Below are 17,294 nucleotides of genomic sequence, written 5' to 3'. Positions count from 1 at the left end.
GGCCGACGGTACGGCCGGCCTCTGGTGGGGCCTGCTCGGCGTGGCGGCATTCTCCTTTACGGTTCCGTTCACCCGTGTTGCCTTCGTCTGACTCTCGCCCCTGTTCATCGGCTCCGGCCGGGCCGTCGTGGCAGCAACTCTGGCGTCCGTCGCGCTCATCCTTACCCGCCAGCGTTTGCCGCTGCCCCGGCAATGGGCGAGGCTCGCGGTGGTCGGCGGCGGAATCGTTGTCTGGTTCCCGCTGCTCACCTCCTTCGCCCTCACCAGCGTCCCCGCCAGCCACGGCGCCGTGGTGATCGCCCTGCTCCCGGCCGCGACCGCAACGGCCGCAGTTCTTCGCGGGCACGAGCGTCCCCGGACGGCGTTCTGGCTCGCCACGTTGGCCGGCGCCGCCGCTGCCGTCGGCTTCGCCTTCGCACAGCCCGGCGGCTTTGGGCAGCTGCACTGGGCGGACCTGATGCTCCTCGTCGCCGTCGCCGCCGCCGCCGTGGGCTATGCGGAAGGTGGACTGCTGGCCCGCGAGCTTGGCGCCTGGCAGACCGTGTCCTGGGCGCTTGTCCTTGCGGCGCCGCTGATGGTGGCCCTGGCCGCGCTCGCCGTGGCCCAGCAGCCGCCGTCGGCTACCCCCGCGCAGTGGGCTTCCTTTGCCTACCTTGGCGTCGTCAGCATGTTCCTCGGATTCTTCGCCTGGTACCGGGGCCTCGCCATCGGCCCCATGACGCAGGTCAGCCAGATCCAGCTGGTTCAGCCCGTGCTGAGCATCGCATGGGCCGCGCTGATCCTCGGCGAATCGCTGACGGAGACCACCCTGATCGGCGGAGCCGCCGTCATCGCCTGCGCCGGCCTCGCCGTCCGCGCCCGGTTGAAGCCGGCGCCATCGCACGACTAAAAACGCCCAAACCCGCCATTTCGGTACATCTAAGGACGGCCCCATGTACATCCCAGCGCACTTCGCCGCCAGCCCCGGCGCCACCCAAGACCTCCTCGCCGCCCCCGCAGCCGCCAACCTTGTCACGATGACTTCGCGCGGCATTCTCGCCACCCTGTTGCCCCTGGTCTACGTTCCCTCGGCCGGCGAGCACGGCGCGCTGCACGGCCACCTGGCCAGGAACAACCCGCAGTGCTCCGAACCGCCCACCGGCGAGGCGCTGGTCATTCTGCAGGGCGCGGACGCGTACATCTCGCCGTCCTGGTTTGCCTCAAAGGCCGAACACGGCCGCGTTGTCCCGACCTGGAACTACTCCACGGCACACGTCTACGGAACGCTGGTGGTCCATGACGACCCGGCCTGGCTCCGCCGCCATGTCCGACAGTTGACCGAGCTCCACGAAGCCCGTTCAGACCGGCCCTGGTCCGTCGACGATGCCCCGGAGCGGTTCATCGAAGGCCAACTGCGGGCCATCGTCGGCATCGAACTGCTGATCACCAGGACCGAAGCGAAGACCAAGCTCAGCCAAAACCGCGCAGCGGCAGACATCGACGGCGTTGTGGCAGGGCTTCGGGCCACCGGGCAGCCCGCCTGTGCGGCCGACGTCGACCGGGCGCGGCGGGAGGTCGGGGATCGGTAGGCCGGCGGCCGTGCTACCGGGCGTCGCTGGCGTAGCTGAGCCCGATCTGGCTGCGGACTGCGTCCAGCGCCGCCATGACCTGGACGCTCTCGCTGGGCGGCAGGATGTCGTTGGCGGTCGCGCCGGCGCCGACGAGCCGCTCCATCTCCCACGCCTGGTACTGCATGCCGCGGCCGGTGACCGGCTCGTCGAAGCGCTCGACGACGTTTCCGCCGTCGTCGTACCGGGTGAATCCGGTCGGCGTATACCAGACCGGATCAATGTCGATGCTGCCTCCGGTGCCGATGACCGCAGCCCGGTTCGGACCCGCGGTATCCAGCGCACAGTGCAGCACCGCCTGCTGTCCGTCCCCGTATTCGAAGATCATGGCGGTCTGGCGGTCGACGCCGGTCACCGTCATGCTGGCGGCAGCCCGGATCGTGGCCGGTGCCCCGAAGATGTCGAAGGCGAAGGAAACGGGGTAGATCCCCAGATCCAGGAGAGCTCCGCCGCCCAGTGCGGGGTCGTTGAGGCGGTGTTCCGGGTCCTTGGGCAGGTTCTGGTTGTGGTCCGCGATCAGGGTCCGGACCTCGCCGAGGACTCCCGAGGCGATCAGTTCACGGATCCGGACCATGTGCGGGAGATAACGGGTCCACATGGCTTCAAGGGCAACCAGCCCCTTGGACGCGGCGAGGTCCGCAATCTCCTGCGCCTGCCACTCGTTCATGGCGAAGGGCTTCTCCACCAGGACATGCTTGCCGGCGGTGAGCGCCAGCAGTGCGTTCTCGTAGTGGAACGGGTGCGGCGAGGAGATGTAAACGACGTCGACGACGGGGTCGTTCACGAGTGCCTCGTAGCTGCCGTGCGCTGTGGGCAGCTCGAACCTGGCGGCGAACTCGCGTGCCGTGACCAGGTTGCGGGAGCCCACCGCCTGGACCGTGAAGCCGTGTCCCACCAGGTCCGATGTCTGCAGCCCGGCAATCAGTCCGGTGCCCAGGATTCCCCACCGGACAGATACCGCAGGGGCGCCGGGGGAGTCGGAGCTGTCGGCGGAGCGGGTCGCGGCGGTCTCTGACATGGCTTCGGTTCTCCTCGGGCTGGCGGTCGGGTGGGCGCCGCTGCGTTCAGAACGCAACGACGCCGTCTGAGCATGCTAGCCCAGCGCCGGAGACCTCAGCGCGGGAAGATCACTTGCAGGTGCAGCGCTGTTCGGTGGGCACGTCGGCCATAACGGACTCGACATGCTCACCACAACCGGCCCAGGTGATCTTTCCACAGCTATTGCAACGGACGGGACTGCACATTGTTTCTCCTTGAGTCTGGTATTCCAGGTGCGGCAGGGGCCGCGCCTTCTATTGAAGTGGCTGTGTTGCCCCGTGGCCAGTCATGACGCGGGCGCGGCGGCCATCTTAGCCCGGACGTCTGCCATGTCCAGCGCCTTGACGGCAGTGATGAGCTCGTCCAGGCCTGCCGCATTCATGGCGCCGGGCTGGGAGAACACGAGGATACCCTCGCGGAAGGCCATCAGGGTGGGAATGGACGTGATGCGGGCCGCCGCAGAGAGCCCCGGCTCGGCCTCCGTGTCCACCTTCGCGAAGACGACGTCGGGGTGGGCTTCGGACGCCTTGCTGAACGTCGGGGCAAACATGCGGCACGGGCCGCACCAGGCTGCCCAAAAGTCCACCAGCACGATGTCGTTGCCGGAAATGGTGTCCTCGAAGGTCTTTTCGGAAATGTCGATGGTTGCCATGCATCAAATATATACCCCCGGGGGTATTGCAGGCAAGCCTGCGCGTGCTGTGCGCCGGGCTTGCGTAAATACCCCCGGGGGTATCATGATGGAAGGAAGAAGCTACCGCCCGGGCTCCCCGGCAGCCTGAAAGGAAATCAGCATGAACGCCGTCAGCCTGCCGGGGGTAAACCCGGGCCCCGATGCCGCGAGGCGCCGCACCATCAACCGGCTCAAGCGGGCCCATGGCCAGCTCGGGGCGCTGATCGCCGCCGTCGAGTCCGCATCCGACTGCCGGAGCGTCGTGACGCAACTCTCGGCCGTCCGGGGTGCCCTGGACAAGGCAGGGTTTGAGTTGGTCTCCGCCGCCATGCGCGAATGCATCGCCGACGTGCCGGAGGGGCCAACTACTGGTGGCGCAACTGGTCCGAAGCTCACGCTTCAGGAGATCCGCGGCCTCTTCCTGCGCCTAACCTGACGCCCCGGGGCGTGCGAGGTGCGCCGGGCACTTCCGGCCGGGTCGTTGCACGGCCGTCAATTTTGAACCGTTATACCCCTGGGGGTATATTGGTGGTGGCTGGATCGGCCACATGCCCCTACCGAAAGCCTCCCGAAAGGTGCGCACTCATGGACATTACCGCCCAGCAACTCAACGAACAGCTCAAGAACGGCAGCGACGCACAGATCGTGGACGTCCGCGAAGCCGATGAGGTGGCCGCAGGCATGATCGCGGGCGCGCGGCACATCCCGCTGGGTGATCTGCGGACCCGGCTCGGCGAGCTGGACAAGAGCCGTCCCGTCGTCGCGGTCTGCCGCAGCGGGCGCCGCAGCGCAGCAGCCGCCGACCAGCTCGCCGCCGCCGGTTTCACCGCCTACACGATGACCGGTGGGATGCTCGACTGGTCCGCCGCCGGGCTCCCCGCCGGCTGACTCTTCCCATGAAGTGACCGGGCGGCGCTTTCCCCCAGCGCCGCCCGGGCCTCCATCTGTCCTGACCGCGCCCCTCCGTGCACCAGGGGCACCAGGCGGGTGGACGGCGGCCCCCGCATCCGCGGGCTGCCGCCAGAACTGCCCAAGCTATACCGAAAGAGATTATGACTTCCTCAAACAAGACCTCTACGACCGAGTCCGCTCCCCAGTCCATTGACGCCGCCACGCTCAAGGCCTGGGAGGACAACCACGATGACCTGATGGTGATCGACGTACGCAGCGGTGCCGAGTTTGATTCCATGCACATCAAGGGCTCCTACCATGTCCCGCTGCCGATGCTGAGCGAGCACACGGAAGAATTCGCCGCCAAGATGGGCACCCGTGTGGTCCTGGTCTGCCAGTCCGGGAACCGGGCCGAGCAGGCCCGCAAGCATCTGGATGCCGTGGGCCTGGGCGGCGCGAGCGTGCTCGCCGGCGGGGTGCCCGCCTACGCCGCGGCCGGCGGCAACGTCGTGAAGGGCCGCAACACCTGGGCGCTGGAGCGCCAGGTCCGGATGACCGCGGGTTCGCTGGTCCTGGCCGGCGTCGTGGGCAGCAAGTTCCTCTCGCCGAAGCTCGGCCTGCTGGCCGGCGGCATCGGCGCGGGCCTGACCTTCTCCGCGGCGACGAACAGCTGCGCCATGGGCCAGATGCTGTCCAAGATGCCGTGGAACCGTTCCGCGAACGAGCCCACCGCGCACCAGGCCCTGCAGAACCTGGGCGCCAAGGCATGATTCTCACCGCGGCGGCGTTCGGACTGATCGTTGGCGGCCTCCTTGGCCTGGTAGGAGGCGGCGGGTCCATTCTCGCCGTCCCCGCCCTCGTCTACGGCGTGGGATTGCCGCTGGCGGCGGCGATCCCCACGTCGCTGGTTGTCGTCGGCGCGTCCTCCGCCGTCGCGGTGCTGCCAAGGCTGCGGGGCGGGGTGAACTGGCGGCTGGCGCTGATCATCGGCGCCGCCGGCACCGCAACCGCCTACCTGGGCGCCTACGTGAACCGGTTGCTCGACCCGAAGGTGCTGCTGCTGGCTTTTGCCGCCATCATGGTCTTCGCCGGGATCCGGATGATGCTGCCGTCAAGAACGTCCGGCGGGTCCTGTGCCCTGCCGGGCGGCGGCGTCCACTGGCGCAGCTGCCTGCCCAAGGCCATTGCGACCGGCGCCGTCGTCGGGTTCCTTACCGGGCTGCTCGGCGTCGGCGGCGGCTTCCTGATCGTCCCGGCCCTGACCCTGGTCCTGGGCCTGCCGATGGCGGTGACTGTCGGCACCTCGCTGGTGATCATCGTGATCAACTCGATCGCTGGTTTCGCGGCACACCTCGGGGACCTGCAGATCGACTGGGCCGTGACGGCCGCGTTCGCGGGCGCAGCCATGGCAGCCTCCCTGGTCGCCGGCCGGCTCGGAACCAACATCCCGGACAAGGTGCTTAAACGCAGTTTCGGCGTACTGGTCCTGCTCGTCGCCGCCTACGTGAGCGTGCAGGCACTGCTCTCCTAGCAACTCCGCCAGCAGCGCCACTGGCGCCGTGATAGCGCCGGAAGACATCATCTTCCGGCGCTTTTTCGTGCCCCCACACGTATCGGCACACGCGCGGGGTAGGTTGGGCCCAGGAGGTGTAAATGAACGAGATTCTGATTGCAGACGGGAAGGGCCGGCTGGGACTTCGCGGGCCGTACTTTCACCTCTTCTGGGCGCCGGAGTCGCAGGTCGACGCCGACGACGCCCTTGCCTCCATCGAGGCGATGCGCGGCCTGGGCGGGACGGCCCGTCCGCTGCTGCTGGAGATCTCCGGGGTGACCCTGAGCAACGCCGCCCGGGCCGCCTTCGCCCACGCCCAGCCCGCCTCGGCGGTGGCGATGCTCGGCTCCAGCGTGGTGGACACCGTGATGGGGGCGGCCCTCAGCCGCCACGACCACTGCCCGCACGCCTACTTCACCTCCGAGGCCGAAGCCCTGGCGTGGCTGGACAGCCTCGCGGCACAACCCGCCTGCGACGCCCGCTGAGGCCGAGCGTCGGAGGATTGATTCCTCCGCTCCGGTGCCTTTTTGGATGCCCGAAGCCATCGTTGCGGTCCTGTCGGCCCTTGGAGTGATGGCGGTACTGGCCATCTGTTCGGTGACGGGGGTGAGGGCCCCGGGATGGCTGATCTCCATCGCCTTTGCGGGGATCGCCGCGACGGGCGTGGCCGTGACCATCCTTTGCGTGATCGCGGCCCGGCCATACAGGGCAGAACGCCGGCTCGGCTATACCACCTGGCCTTCGGCCCGTGAACTCGGCCAAGGTCCCGGATAGCGAGCCCCACCAGGCCGCAGGCCGGATTTGGGCTTGGCCTGGGCACGGCAAAGACCATCGGCGGCACCCCTTGAAGGGGTGCCCCCGATGGTCTTGGCGTTGTTCGGCCGTGCTGACGGTGCCCGGTTAGCTGGCGGGGAGGGCTTCCCGGGTCTGCTGCCAGGCGGCCTGCTCCTTTGCGTTCCACGCCGAGTAGCTGCCGTCGAGTTCGACGACGTCGTAGCCGGCGCGGCGCAGGGCGCTGGCCGCGACGGAGTTCCGGACGCCGCTCTGGCAGTAGGACACGATGGTGCCTTCAGCCGGGAGTTCGTCCAGGTGCCACATCACGCGGCCGCCGCTGAGCTGGTACGAGCCCGGGATGTGCCCGGCCGCGTGTTCGGTGCGGTTCCGGACGTCCAGGACCATGGCGGCGTCGAAGCCCTCGAGTTCCTCGGGCTGGATCAGCTTCGGGGTGCTGGCGGGCAGGCCCTCGATGCTCGTGAGGTAGCCGGCGACGTTGTCGATGCCGACGCGGACCAGGTGGTCCCACATCTCCTGCGCGTCAGCCTGGCTGGGGGCCAGGAGGACGAGCGGGTTCTTGTCGGTTTCGGGGTTCACGACCCAGGCGCCGAAGCTGGCGGTGGACTTGCCGGCCGGGATGTTCAGCGACCGGGCGACGGTGCCTTCGTGGACCTGGCCGTTGGGGCGGGTGTCCACGAAAGTCAGGGTGTCCTCGGCCAGGCCGGCGGCGACGTCGGCGGTGGGGAGTTCTGCCAGCGGGGTGCGCTTGCCCATGACGGCCGGGCCTTCCCGGTTTTCACGCTTCATTCGGGCGAAGTAGGCGTGCGCGTCGGGCTGGCCGTCGAGGAGTTCGTTGATGAAGCCCTGCTCGTCGTTGGCCGCGAGGTACGGGCCCCACCAGGCGTAGAGCCGTTCGTAGCCGACGGTGGAGGACGGGATCGCGCCCAGAGCCTTGCCGCAGGCGCTTCCGGCGCCATGGCCCGGGTGGACCTGGACGTGGTCCGGCAGGGTCAGGAACTTGTCCCGCAGGCTGGCGAAGAGCTGCTTCGCGCCGAGGAAGCGGGTGTCGACGCCGCCGGCGGCCTCGTCGAGCAGGTCCGGGCGGCCTAGGTCGCCGGAGAACACGAAGTCGCCCGAGAGCAGGTAGCCGGGCTGGTCGGCGAACGCGCCGTCGGTGATCAGGAAGGAAAGGTGCTCCGGGGTGTGGCCGGGGGTGTGCAGGGCTTTGACCGTGATGTTGCCCAGCGTGATGACGTCGTTGTCGTTCAGGCGCTCGGCGTCGAAACCGTACTGCCAGTCCGTTCCGCCCTCGCCGGAGACATAGGCGGTCGCGCCGGTCGCGGCGGCCAGTTCGCGGGTGCCGGAGAGGAAATCAGCGTGGATGTGGGTCTCGGTGACGGCCACGATCTTCATGCCATTGGCGGCGGCGAGGTTCTCGTAGACGGCGATGTCGCGCCGGGGATCAACGACCAGCGCTTCACCCTTGGCCTGGCAGCCGATGAAATAGCTGGCCTGGGCGAGGTCTTCGTCATAGATGCGCTCGATAAGCATTCAGGGTGCTCCTTCTTGAGGTAGACGGGGAAGGGATTCCTTCCTCCTCTGACTTCAATAATAATACCCCTGGGGGTATCACGCAAGCGGCTTGGGGCTGGCGTGGGCGGCGAACGCGGGGCCTAGCCGCCCACCCTGGCCATCACCTTGTTGATGGTGGCCGCGAGACCGTCCGCGGCCTGCTGGACGGCGCTGTCGGACAGTGTCTTGGTTTCGGTTTCGACGCACAGGTTTCCTTTGCGGGCGCCGACCAAAACGTGCCGGATGCCGGTCCCGTCGGGCAGCATGTACACCACGGCGTAGCCGGTTTGCCCGCTGGTATCGACGGTGGGGTGCTTGAGGGGCGACCACGTCCGGGGTGCGCCGCCCGGCACCTGCTCCTGAACCGAGGTGCAACTGCCGAGGTCTGCAGCCCGGCGGTCAAAGGCAGATGCGTCCGGAGGCGGTGTGGTCAGGCTGATGAGCCGCAGGCTGATCTGGTCCAGTGCCTGGCCCGTGCCGGGGATCTCGGCCACCACGGTCGCGGCTCCGCCGAATGAGGCGAGGTACGCGGCGTCGTCATACGTGCAGCTTTGTGCTGAAGGGCCGGGTGGGACTGCCGGCGCGGTGGGAGCGTAGCGGCCCTCCAGCACCTGGGCCGGGCTTCCGCTGGGTCCGGTAATGCCTTGCAGCAGCCGGGCCAGCTGCTCGGGAGTCTGATGTTGGGGTGCCGGCCGGGATGCTGTGGGGCCCGGTGTCTGTGACGCCGACGGCGGGCTGGGCTTCGGGCTCGATGGCGCGCCGGCCGTCGGGCTGGCCGGCGGCGGGGAAGCCGCGGGGGAGTCGGCGGCATACTCCGCGACCAGTTTTTGGGCCAATTGGACCAGGGGCGACAGCGCGGACGTGAGTTCGTCGGCGGAGGCACTGGGCGGTGCCTGACGGCTCAGCCCGAACGACACCGTTCCCTTGAGGACCTGAAGGGAAACGGTGCGTGCGGCCGGGGGAGTCCCCGGGGTTGATTGGGGGCTCGAAACCGTGGCGTAGGCCCGTTCCCCGAGTTCCGGCACGCTCCGCAGCCGGACAGTGGTCGGCGGCGCGTCCGGCGAGAGCTGTCGGAAGTCTGCGCAGGCGACGGCTTGTTCTTCGGCATAGGCGAAATCCGCGGCGACCACGGCGTCCCGTGGCGCGCTCCTGGCCAGGACGAAGGCCACAGTCTCGCGTGACCACGCACCGGTGAGGGTCAGGACGCCTGCCGCGAAATTCATGTCGAGGTCGGCGCGGCTTGTCGGTGCGCTGCGTGGCCGGAAGACCCCGCATTCGCCGGGCTGGGCGGCGGCCCGGTTCGCGGGTTCCGGCCGCCCCTGAAGACGCGACCTCAGGTCCGCGGTTTTCGACACCCTCCCGGTGCCCTGTTGGGCGCCGTTGATCGCCCGGTCCACGAGGGCCATCAGTTCCTCGTCCGACAGGACTCTCTCAGCCGCCGACGCCGAAGCGTCGGCCGCGGGGGTGGACGCGGCGGGGGTGCTGCTGGCAGGAGGGGACGGCGATCCCGGCGTGCAACCGGTCAGCGCCAGCACGGCAGCGGCGCACGCCAGTGACCAGCGTTGCCTCGGCGAGGAACTTCTGGGGTTTTGGGTTGCTGCAGCACCTGGGCGCACGACTGGACTCCCTGCCGTCGAAAGATGTGCTGCGCCCAGCCTCCGCCCCGTGCTTCTGCGGCACCAGAGGATTTGGACCCCTGCCCACCGCGTCGCGGCCACATCCAACCGCTAGGAGCGCTGCCGGGCCGCTCGAGTCCTACTGGTAGACGCGGACCCAGTCGACCTGCATCTGTGACGGGCTGGTGGCGGTGCCGTCGGGGAACCAGTCCAGCTGCATCGTCTGGTGCATTCCGACCGTGGGCTGGTGCGCCGGGTTCTTGTCGGTGAACGTTTGCACGCCGTCGATGTAGCCGGTGATGCCGGCCGGAGTCCACTCCACCGCGTAGTTGTGCCACTGCGTCGTGTCGACTGGCGTGGCCGCCGTCGCCTGGAAGTCCCCGCCGCTGCAGGCGTAGTGCAGGAAGAACTTCATGGCAGCCGTGTTTGAGGTGCCTTCGGCGTAATCCACCTCGGCACAGTTGGGCGAAGTGTTGTTGTTCGGCCACAGCAGCAGCACCGGGTGGTATTCGGGGTCACGGGCGTTGGTCCTCATACGGGTTTCCCAGCGGCCGTACTTTTGCTGGCCGAACTTTGCCGACATCCCGCCGGTGGTTCCTGCCGCATCTCCGGTGACCGTGGCGACACCGTTGGCCACCGACCAGGCCTGGGGGCTGCGGACGCCCTTGCCTGCATGGCCGGTGCCGTTGAAGACGCCCCACTTCGTGGCGTCCGGAGCACCGGTGTAGGAGAACTCGTCGCCGGCCAGTACTGGACCCCACCCGAAGGCGGCGGCGGCCTGGGCTCCGTTGCCCGCGGGTGCCGCCGGGGCCGGGGGGACCGCGGGTGACGCCGGCGCCGCGGGTGCTGCCGCCGGCGCCGTGGGGGCAGTGTTGGGGCCGGGAGGTGCGGCTGCGGGCGGAGCGGCCGGCGCTGCGGTGGCGGTGGTCGCGGCGGGAGCGGGCGCGGAAGACGTGGCCGGCGTCGACGCCGGGGCGGCTGCCCGGGAGGACGACGTCGGGCTGGCAGCCGTGCTCGGCCCGGTGGGACCGGTTGTGGACGCGGCACTGCATCCGGTCAGCGATAAGGCACCGAGGGTAACGGTGATGGCAATTTTCTTGAACAAGTGACCCCTCCGGGATATTGAATTGGCGCAAGCGATCGGCGCGATCGACCCGGTGGGGAAAGTCTTGCAACCTCTTTCAGCCCCGCCGGGCGGACAGGGTGAGCAGGCGCCAGCCGGCGCGGCGGTGCCCGGCAAAAGCGGGCATCCGGGGCCCTGCATTCGGGCCTGGCCCTCGGGCCAGCCGCCAACGTTACTCGATCGTGACCTTTGTTTGCAAAACGCCGTCCGTAACCGCGGCGCGTGCGGGCCGGAAATTAAAGTGCCGCCAGCTGCATCCGGGGCAGGGGCGCGGCCGGTAGTAAGGGTGTAAGCGAAAACGCCCGCATTCGGGCCTCAATGAGGAGCTCCACATGCACACGAAATCACTCTCAGCAGCTGCCGGCGCGCTGACGCTGCTGGCCGGACTGACCTTCGCTGCCCCCGCGCAGGCAAATGCGAAGCACCACGACCACGACACCGCGAAACTCTCGGTGCTCCACGGCGTCCCGGGACTCACCGTGGACGTCTGGGTGGACGGAAAGCTGACGCTGGACAACTTCACGCCGGGAAGCCTGGCCGGTCCGCTGGACATCCGCGAGGGAGAGCACAAGATCGCCATCACGGGCGCGGATGCCACGAGCGCCGACAACCCCGTGATCGGACCCGTTGAAGTTGACCTGAAAGAAGGCCGGGACTACACAGCCGTTGCGCACCTGACGGCGGACGGAAAGCCCACGGCCACCCTCTTCAAGAACGACACCTCGGCAAGCCCCGATGGCAAGGGCAAACTGACGGTCCGGCACGTAGCCGCAGCCCCCGCCGTCGACGTCCTTGCCGGTGGGAAAGCCGTGATCAGGGGCCTCGAGAACCCGCACGAGAAGAAGCTCACACTCAAGGCGGGCACCATCTCAGCCTCGGTGGCGGCGGCGGGCAGCACAGAGGCCCTGATTGGCCCCGCGGACGTGAAGGTCAGCAAGGGCAAGAACACGATCGTCTATGCGTGGGGCAGCCTGTCCGACAACAATCTTGGCGTTGCCGTGCAGGTGGTGAAGTCGTCAAGGCACGACGACTAAGGGTTCCAGCATGGTGCTGACTGAGCGCCAACCGGGTGGCGGGACCGCTGCGATCGCGGCCCCGCCAGCCGCTTGTTCCGGCCCGGCTCCATTGCAGGGTGGGCGGTCCGGGGGAATAATGGCGTTCCACGGGTCTCATTCCCGCTCTAAGGAGCACCTGATGGAGGCTGCCGATCGTGAATGGAACGTTGCCATTGACCACGCCTTCGCCGCGGGCGAGGAACGGGCGCTCGCTGAGGCATATCGCAGACTGGGGCCCCTCATTCACACGCTGGCGCTGAGAGCGCTGCGCGAGCATGGCGCCGCCGACGACGTCACCCAGGAGGTCTTCATTCGCGCCTGGAAATCGCGGACCAGCTATCGCCCCGAGGCATCACGTCTGCCCGCCTGGCTGATCGGGATCACCCGCAACGCCATCTCCGATGCTTTGTCCGCCCGGTCCCGCCGGCGGGACGTTGAACGTGCCGCCCTGCGCCTGGTCAACGACCCGCAGCCCGGCGCCGACCGGCCGAACGCCGACGCACTGGCGGACCGCTTCACGCTGGAAGACGAGCTCGAGCGACTGGGACACCCGCAAACTGCCATCATGCGGTTGGCATTCTTCGAAGACCTGACCCACGACCAGATCTCGTCCCGGCTCAACCTTCCACTCGGCACGGTCAAGAGTCATATCCGCCGCAGTCTCGCCCGGTTGCGGTCACGGCTGGAGGTGGAACATGGATCATCTTGACGACGATCTCCTTGACTTGCTGGCGCTCGGCGAACGGCCGGCTACCGAGTCGGAAGCTCGCCACCTGGCCGGCTGCGCCGCATGCTCCTCGACGCTTGAGGCGCTGCAACATACCGTGTTCGTCGCTACCGTCAATCCCGAGCACGTCGAACTGGAAGCGCCCGCCAGCCACAACTGGGCCGCCATTCATGCGGCCCTGGGGCTCTCCCCGTCCCTGGCCGGCGACCCACTCGGCGGTCCTGCCCCCGGTCCTGCGGCCGAGGGCGCCGGGCCCGCAGACCCCGCTGCGCCTGGCGGGGATATCCTGGCTGACCCCGGATCCCGGCCGAGCGCCCGGCGGCAACGAGGCGGCCGCCAAGGTGGCGGTAGCTTCCCGCAACGGGGACCATGGCTCCTCGGTGCCGCCGCCGGAATCCTGCTTGGCGCTGCCGGGGCCTGGACAGCCCTGACCATCCTCGGCCCCGGTGCGCCGCCGGTGGCCGCACCCAGCCCGTCCCGGCCCACCGCTGTCGTCATCGCCCAGACTGCACTCGCTCCGCTGGCCGGACACTCGGCCAGTGGAAGCGCCCGGGTGGAGGATCTTCCCGACGGCTCCCGGCAGCTGGTCATCAGCCTTCCGGAGGAGAAACTTACGGGCTTCCGCGAGGTCTGGGTGGGATCCGCCGACCTGTCCAAAATGGTCAGCCTGGGGGTCTTGGGCCAGGGGACCCGGTCCTTCGTCCTGCCGGGGAGACTGAACCTGGCGGACTACCCGGTGTTGGATATCTCCAATGAGCCCTACGACGGGAATCCGGCCCATTCTGCCGAGAGCATCGCACGCGGAAAGTTCGCCGCGCAGGGGTGATCTCCCGGCAGCGGCCCCGGCTGCGACAGAATGGGACCATGAGCGAGGCCGGTGACTTCATTGACGCGGCGCTGCAGCGGGAGAGTTCCTGGCAGCGGGCCGAGGAGGCGCAGGCCCGCTTCGGTCCGGAACTCGGGTCCTATGGTGCATCAGTCGGTGCCGTCCGGGGCGCGGTCCGGGATGCGCTCCGACGCTACCGGCACCTCGGCCGCGACGGGATCACGGCGCTGAGCTCGGAATTGTGGGCGGTGCCCGTCTTCGAACGCCGTCTCGCCGCCGTTGTCCTGCTGCAGTCCCGCCTCGCTGAATTGGACAACTCGGACCTGACCCGGATCGAGGGCTTCCTGCGCACCGCGCGCCTTCGCGAGCTGGCAGATCCGCTGGCCGTCGACGTCGTCGGGCCGCTCATCGCCGGCCTTGACGGCCTCAGCCGGAGCCGGGCGGAGGCCGTCCTGGAACGGTGGCTGCAGGACCCAGACCCTTGGCTGCGCCGCTCAGCCCTGCTGGCGCCGCTGCGCGGACTCCGTGCCGGGGGCGGCGACTGGGAGGGCTTTGCGCGGCAAGCCAAGGGAACACTGGCCCACGGTCCTGGCACTGCGGCGGACACCGCCGTCGGGACCCAGGACGGCGGTGGTGGCCTGGTCCGCGAAGCGGTGCACCGGGTGCTTGCGGACGTGGGCAAGAATCGCCCGGGGCTGCGGCTGTAGCCGAGCGGGCCTAAGTGCCCTCGTGCACCGACTCGGCCCGGCGCCACACTGAGGCCGTGAAGACATTCCAGGGGAACCGCCGGGCCTTGACGTTCAGTGCCGCCGCCGCGGCGGCAGCGCTCGTGCTGGCCGCGTGCGCGGGCGGGCCGGGGACGGGCCCGCCGACCGTCGGCGTCCCTTCGACCGGTAGCAGCACCGCGGCCGCAGGCTCAACGGAAGCGTCCCAGGCGGCAGGCACCGGGACTGCAGGCTCCGGCACCGCAGGGTCCGGCGCCGGCCCGGAGAGCACCCCGGCAATGAATCCGACGACGGGCGGCGGCCAGGACTATTCGGACGCCCAGCTCCAGTCGCTGCTGCAAGGCGTGAAGCTCCAAGGTGCCGGGGAACTGCGCGTCGACGATCCCCGGGCGCTCGCCTCCGGGGCAAGGGGCGATTACCAGGACATCTCTGATCCAAAGCGTGGCATCCGTCCGGGCCAGTGCGAGCTATTCGAGAGTTACCTCATGTTTAACGCTGCCAATGGCACCCTGGCCAGCGGACTGCTGGTTCCTTCCACCCCGGAGGACCAGAACGCGATGAAAATGACCGGGACCTATCGTTCCGTGAGCGCCGTTCATCCCGCGTCTGCTGGGGGACCCTCCGAATTCCGGCAGCGGCTCGAAGCCTACAGCGCCTGCGGCACCGTCCGGGAGGTCTCGCTGCTGGGGGCCAAACCCCAGATGGACATCGCCCGGCTGCCCGGCCAGGTTTCAGCGGCTCAATCCTTCGCGGTATCCCAACTCACGTCCGGACCGGTACGGGTCGGTGCAATCTACGTGGGCGGGACAAAGGCCGGCGTTGACGTCATTTGCCGCCAGAGCGTCAACGGCAATGCTGCGGACACGCTCGACTTCGACGCCGCGGCCCGGCAGGGCGCGGACGTGGTCAACCAGGTCCTCGGCAGGCTTCCCTAAGGCTCCGTCCGGCGCTCCACCACGGCGTACGCCTTGCCATCGAGGAACTGCCAGTCGGTCACCACCATAAATCCGAGTGCATCCACCCGATCATTCAGCACGTGGACGTCGAATCCGCCGTCGCGCGGTTCGGCGTCCCACGTCGCCACGTGGATTTCCCCGCCCTCGAGAACCAATAGCTCCGTGTTGACGTCGAAGTCTTCCTGCGGCTGATCGCTTAGCTGGCAGATGGCGACACAGTGCCTGGTCATATCGGGGCCCTCCGTTTGAGGAATGCTGGCTGACCTCATCCTATGCGTTGCGGCTGCCGGCACCCTAGGCAAAATTCCGCGCCCGGACACCCTGTCGTTACCTGAATGTGACATTACCGCCGGGTACCGTTACCGTGGATGGGTGCCTGTTTGTTTCCGATACGGGCGCTTCCGGGCCGATTGCCTAACTCTGCCGCGGCCCGGGATCCGAATGCAACCTTCTGGCAGAGACGGGGAAACCACTTTTGACTTGCCTTTCCGGCAGGTCTTGGGGTGAAGCCGCATAGCCCGCTCTGGCGGGTCCGCGGCCGGGTGTCTCCCATCCGAATCCGACAGCTCACCTCGCAGGCATTGGGAGAGGCTACAAACATGACTTCAAGCACTACTGCTGCGCGCCATCGTTCCGACGCCCCTGCCGGACGGACCTCGGCATTTTCGGTTAAGCCAGGCACAGTGGGCCGCCAGGCCGCAGTTATTATGGCCGCCTCCGGCCTCGTCCTGACGAGCGGCATGGCTGCCAACGCGGCCGCCGCACCCGCAGAACGCGACACCGCCCCCGCATCCTCCGTCGACGTCGCGAGCAAGGTCTCCGCACCGGTGACTGCTGATTCCGCCGTGCAGATCAGCTTCGACCGCCCGGCGGTGGCAACCACGCCGGCACCGGTGATCGAGCAGCCCAAGCCCGTCGCTGCGCCGGTCGCGCCCGCTGCGCCCGCCGCGCCCGCCGTCGCTCAGGCGCCGGCCGCGCCGAAGATCACCGTCCAGGCAGCCGTTGCCCCGGCCCCGGCGGCCGGCGGAATCAACGCCGCGATGCTCTCGGCCGCCTATAGCCAGATCGGCATCACCCAGGACTGCACTGCCATGGTCGAGAAGGCCCTTGGCGCTGCCGGCATCCCGGTTGGTGACCTGGGTCCCCAGCAGTTCATGAACTACGGCAAGGTTGTGGCCGACCCGCAGCCCGGCGACATGATCGTCCAGTCCGGCCACGTCGCCATCTACGCCGGCAACGGCCAGGCGATCAGCGGCGGCATGAACGGATCCAACCAGACGATCTCGCACCCGCTGTCCTGGCTCACGGCCACCGGCGGCGTGACCTTCGTCCGCGCCGGGGCGTAGTCACCTCGTAAGCACTGCTCCCGAAGGCCGGTGGCCGGTTGTCCCCACGACAGCCGGCCACCGGCCTTCGCGTGTACGGTGCGGCTCAGCTGGTGTAGCGGAGCCGGAGCACACCGTTGCCGAACGTCCTCGTTTCGGCGAGTGTGAGCGCGGTCCGGCTGTCCGAGGGCTTGAAGAGCGGTGTGCCGCGCCCCAGCAGCACCGGATGGATGTAGATCCAGTATTCGTCGATGAGTCCGAGCCGGCGGAAGCTGTCTGCCAGTTGGGCGCCGCCCAAGGCCAGGTCGCCGCCTGCCTGCGCCTTTAGTTCCAGCACCTCCTCGACGACGACCTCGCGCGCCACTGTTGTGTTCCAATCGGCGCGCTCCAGGGTTTTGGAGTAGACGATCTTGGGCATCTCCCGCCAGATCCCCGCGAACTCGGCCTCGGCCGGCGTGCTGGAGGGGTCCCGGTCCGCTGTCGGCCAGTAGGCGGCCATCAGCTCATAGGTGATGCGGCCGTCGAGGAAGGCACCCATGGTGCGGAGCTCCTCGTTGAAGTGGCCGTGGAGTTCGTCGTCCACCAGGTGCCAGTCAATGTCCCGGTTGGGGCCTTCCATATACCCGTCCAGGGAGACCTGCAGGGCAAGGATGATCTTCCGCATGGGCCGAGCCTACGCGCGGAATGCCCGGTGGGGGAAACGGTTCGGAGGAAGGGTAGTTTCCGCAGCCCAATCGGCAACATGGCGCCGGTTTGGTCCGCGGACGCGACTGCTCCGAACGTATTCGACGGTTTCGGCAGTATCTTGCCGAAACGCCACAAATCCGGCACCAT

21 protein-coding genes and 1 riboswitch are annotated in these 17,294 nt (G+C 68.5%); of the genes, 14 read left to right on the top strand and 7 right to left on the bottom strand.

Features of this window, described 5'->3' with window-relative positions; all coding sequences use genetic code 11:
* Positions 1-100 precede the first annotated feature (100 nt).
* Positions 101-889 carry a DMT family transporter gene (locus FFF93_RS09360; protein WP_261375423.1) on the top strand — a complete coding sequence of 263 codons (789 nt, stop codon included), beginning with the start codon at positions 101-103 and terminating at the stop codon, positions 887-889.
* 43 nt (positions 890-932) lie between these two features.
* The gene (locus FFF93_RS09355) at positions 933-1,568 is read left to right on the top strand and encodes an FMN-binding negative transcriptional regulator (protein ID WP_138769149.1); all 636 of its coding nucleotides are present in this window, start codon (positions 933-935) and stop codon (positions 1,566-1,568) included.
* A gap of 13 nt (positions 1,569-1,581) precedes the next feature.
* Here FFF93_RS09355 and FFF93_RS09350 read toward each other — a convergent pair whose 3' ends face one another.
* Positions 1,582-2,625, bottom strand: coding sequence for a Gfo/Idh/MocA family protein (locus FFF93_RS09350; RefSeq protein ID WP_138769150.1), 1,044 nt, complete (start codon positions 2,623-2,625; stop codon positions 1,582-1,584).
* Between the two features lie 306 nt (positions 2,626-2,931).
* On the bottom strand, positions 2,932-3,297 hold the full coding sequence (trxA, locus tag FFF93_RS09345; RefSeq protein ID WP_138769151.1) for a thioredoxin: 366 nt from the start codon (positions 3,295-3,297) through the stop codon (positions 2,932-2,934).
* Between the two features lie 142 nt (positions 3,298-3,439).
* On the opposite strand from trxA, the gene FFF93_RS09340 reads away from it, so the two are divergent.
* The 6 genes from FFF93_RS09340 (at position 3,440) to FFF93_RS16935 (ending at position 6,535) form a co-directional block, all read left to right on the top strand.
* Complete coding sequence (locus FFF93_RS09340) at positions 3,440-3,754, top strand: metal-sensitive transcriptional regulator (RefSeq protein WP_138769152.1); 315 nt, start codon at positions 3,440-3,442, stop codon at positions 3,752-3,754.
* A 149-nt stretch (positions 3,755-3,903) separates the two neighbouring features.
* Positions 3,904-4,206 (top strand): rhodanese-like domain-containing protein, encoded by a 303-nt coding sequence (locus FFF93_RS09335; RefSeq protein WP_138769153.1) that lies wholly within the window; start codon positions 3,904-3,906, stop codon positions 4,204-4,206.
* Between the two features lie 164 nt (positions 4,207-4,370).
* A complete protein-coding gene (locus FFF93_RS09330) occupies positions 4,371-4,979 on the top strand; it encodes a rhodanese-like domain-containing protein (protein ID WP_138769154.1) in 609 nt (202 codons plus the stop codon).
* Positions 4,976-5,740 (top strand): sulfite exporter TauE/SafE family protein, encoded by a 765-nt coding sequence (locus FFF93_RS09325; protein ID WP_138769155.1) that lies wholly within the window; start codon positions 4,976-4,978, stop codon positions 5,738-5,740. Before FFF93_RS09330 ends, FFF93_RS09325 begins: the two co-directional genes overlap by 4 nt.
* A gap of 122 nt (positions 5,741-5,862) precedes the next feature.
* Positions 5,863-6,246: an STAS/SEC14 domain-containing protein gene (locus FFF93_RS09320; RefSeq protein ID WP_138769156.1), complete on the top strand. Its 384-nt coding sequence runs from the start codon at positions 5,863-5,865 to the stop codon at positions 6,244-6,246.
* A gap of 46 nt (positions 6,247-6,292) precedes the next feature.
* Positions 6,293-6,535, top strand: a complete 243-nt coding sequence (locus FFF93_RS16935) for a hypothetical protein (protein ID WP_138769157.1) — start codon at positions 6,293-6,295, stop codon at positions 6,533-6,535.
* Between the two features lie 126 nt (positions 6,536-6,661).
* On the opposite strand, the gene FFF93_RS09315 is transcribed toward FFF93_RS16935, so the two are convergent.
* The 3 genes from FFF93_RS09315 to FFF93_RS09305 all read right to left on the bottom strand — a co-directional run bounded on the left by FFF93_RS09315 (position 6,662) and on the right by FFF93_RS09305 (position 10,828).
* Positions 6,662-8,086 carry a rhodanese-like domain-containing protein gene (locus tag FFF93_RS09315; RefSeq protein WP_138769158.1) on the bottom strand — a complete coding sequence of 475 codons (1,425 nt, stop codon included), beginning with the start codon at positions 8,084-8,086 and terminating at the stop codon, positions 6,662-6,664.
* Positions 8,087-8,208: 122 nt separating this feature from the next.
* Positions 8,209-9,642, bottom strand: a complete 1,434-nt coding sequence (locus tag FFF93_RS09310; protein ID WP_144766415.1) for a hypothetical protein — start codon at positions 9,640-9,642, stop codon at positions 8,209-8,211.
* A gap of 220 nt (positions 9,643-9,862) precedes the next feature.
* A complete protein-coding gene (locus FFF93_RS09305; RefSeq protein WP_261375043.1) occupies positions 9,863-10,828 on the bottom strand; it encodes a glycoside hydrolase family 16 protein in 966 nt (321 codons plus the stop codon).
* A gap of 350 nt (positions 10,829-11,178) precedes the next feature.
* Between FFF93_RS09305 and FFF93_RS09300 the strand changes: the two genes are divergently transcribed.
* The 5 genes from FFF93_RS09300 to FFF93_RS09280 all read left to right on the top strand — a co-directional run bounded on the left by FFF93_RS09300 (position 11,179) and on the right by FFF93_RS09280 (position 15,114).
* Entirely contained in the window at positions 11,179-11,880 is a 702-nt protein-coding gene (locus tag FFF93_RS09300; RefSeq protein ID WP_138769161.1) for a DUF4397 domain-containing protein, read from the top strand.
* Between the two features lie 160 nt (positions 11,881-12,040).
* On the top strand, positions 12,041-12,610 hold the full coding sequence (locus FFF93_RS09295; protein WP_138769162.1) for an RNA polymerase sigma factor: 570 nt from the start codon (positions 12,041-12,043) through the stop codon (positions 12,608-12,610).
* The gene (locus FFF93_RS09290; protein ID WP_138769163.1) at positions 12,597-13,454 is read left to right on the top strand and encodes an anti-sigma factor; all 858 of its coding nucleotides are present in this window, start codon (positions 12,597-12,599) and stop codon (positions 13,452-13,454) included. Before FFF93_RS09295 ends, FFF93_RS09290 begins: the two co-directional genes overlap by 14 nt.
* Positions 13,455-13,492: 38 nt before the next feature.
* Positions 13,493-14,161: a DNA alkylation repair protein gene (locus FFF93_RS09285; protein ID WP_138769164.1), complete on the top strand. Its 669-nt coding sequence runs from the start codon at positions 13,493-13,495 to the stop codon at positions 14,159-14,161.
* Positions 14,162-14,217: 56 nt separating this feature from the next.
* Entirely contained in the window at positions 14,218-15,114 is an 897-nt protein-coding gene (locus tag FFF93_RS09280) for a hypothetical protein (protein WP_138769165.1), read from the top strand.
* On the opposite strand, the gene FFF93_RS09275 is transcribed toward FFF93_RS09280, so the two are convergent.
* Positions 15,111-15,365 (bottom strand): hypothetical protein, encoded by a 255-nt coding sequence (locus FFF93_RS09275; protein ID WP_138769166.1) that lies wholly within the window; start codon positions 15,363-15,365, stop codon positions 15,111-15,113. The two genes, FFF93_RS09280 and FFF93_RS09275, sit on opposite strands and share 4 nt — an antisense overlap.
* 171 nt (positions 15,366-15,536) lie before the next feature.
* Positions 15,537-15,730, top strand: a riboswitch (cyclic di-AMP (ydaO/yuaA leader).
* Positions 15,731-15,734: 4 nt separating this feature from the next.
* Here FFF93_RS09275 and FFF93_RS09270 point away from each other — a divergent pair.
* Positions 15,735-16,481: an NlpC/P60 family protein gene (locus tag FFF93_RS09270; protein WP_138769167.1), complete on the top strand. Its 747-nt coding sequence runs from the start codon at positions 15,735-15,737 to the stop codon at positions 16,479-16,481.
* 85 nt (positions 16,482-16,566) lie between these two features.
* On the opposite strand, the gene FFF93_RS09265 is transcribed toward FFF93_RS09270, so the two are convergent.
* The gene (locus FFF93_RS09265; RefSeq protein WP_138769168.1) at positions 16,567-17,124 is read right to left on the bottom strand and encodes a dihydrofolate reductase family protein; all 558 of its coding nucleotides are present in this window, start codon (positions 17,122-17,124) and stop codon (positions 16,567-16,569) included.
* Between the last annotated feature and the right edge of the window lie 170 nt (positions 17,125-17,294).

Origin of the sequence: Arthrobacter sp. KBS0702, from assembly GCF_005937985.2 — a bacterium.
Lineage (GTDB): Bacteria > Actinomycetota > Actinomycetes > Actinomycetales > Micrococcaceae > Arthrobacter.
The sequence above is the reverse complement of the archived record's forward strand: the minus strand, read 5'-3'. Positions and strand labels throughout refer to the sequence as shown.

Bases quoted from the DNA above. Each gene is read 5' to 3' on its own strand.
- FFF93_RS09270 (WP_138769167.1), top strand. From the start codon at position 15,735: ATGACTTCAAGCACTACTGCTGCGCGCCATCGTTCCGACGCCCCTGCC.
- trxA (WP_138769151.1), bottom strand. From the start codon at position 3,297: ATGGCAACCATCGACATTTCCGAAAAGACCTTCGAGGACACCATTTCC.
- FFF93_RS09335 (WP_138769153.1), top strand. From the start codon at position 3,904: ATGGACATTACCGCCCAGCAACTCAACGAACAGCTCAAGAACGGCAGC.
- FFF93_RS09355 (WP_138769149.1), top strand. From the start codon at position 933: ATGTACATCCCAGCGCACTTCGCCGCCAGCCCCGGCGCCACCCAAGAC.
- FFF93_RS09315 (WP_138769158.1), bottom strand. From the start codon at position 8,086: ATGCTTATCGAGCGCATCTATGACGAAGACCTCGCCCAGGCCAGCTAT.
- FFF93_RS09350 (WP_138769150.1), bottom strand. From the start codon at position 2,625: ATGTCAGAGACCGCCGCGACCCGCTCCGCCGACAGCTCCGACTCCCCC.
- FFF93_RS09320 (WP_138769156.1), top strand. From the start codon at position 5,863: ATGAACGAGATTCTGATTGCAGACGGGAAGGGCCGGCTGGGACTTCGC.
- FFF93_RS09295 (WP_138769162.1), top strand. From the start codon at position 12,041: ATGGAGGCTGCCGATCGTGAATGGAACGTTGCCATTGACCACGCCTTC.
- FFF93_RS09330 (WP_138769154.1), top strand. From the start codon at position 4,371: ATGACTTCCTCAAACAAGACCTCTACGACCGAGTCCGCTCCCCAGTCC.
- FFF93_RS09325 (WP_138769155.1), top strand. From the start codon at position 4,976: ATGATTCTCACCGCGGCGGCGTTCGGACTGATCGTTGGCGGCCTCCTT.
- FFF93_RS09275 (WP_138769166.1), bottom strand. From the start codon at position 15,365: ATGACCAGGCACTGTGTCGCCATCTGCCAGCTAAGCGATCAGCCGCAG.
- FFF93_RS09285 (WP_138769164.1), top strand. From the start codon at position 13,493: ATGAGCGAGGCCGGTGACTTCATTGACGCGGCGCTGCAGCGGGAGAGT.
- FFF93_RS09290 (WP_138769163.1), top strand. From the start codon at position 12,597: ATGGATCATCTTGACGACGATCTCCTTGACTTGCTGGCGCTCGGCGAA.
- FFF93_RS09300 (WP_138769161.1), top strand. From the start codon at position 11,179: ATGCACACGAAATCACTCTCAGCAGCTGCCGGCGCGCTGACGCTGCTG.
- FFF93_RS16935 (WP_138769157.1), top strand. From the start codon at position 6,293: ATGCCCGAAGCCATCGTTGCGGTCCTGTCGGCCCTTGGAGTGATGGCG.
- FFF93_RS09265 (WP_138769168.1), bottom strand. From the start codon at position 17,124: ATGCGGAAGATCATCCTTGCCCTGCAGGTCTCCCTGGACGGGTATATG.
- FFF93_RS09340 (WP_138769152.1), top strand. From the start codon at position 3,440: ATGAACGCCGTCAGCCTGCCGGGGGTAAACCCGGGCCCCGATGCCGCG.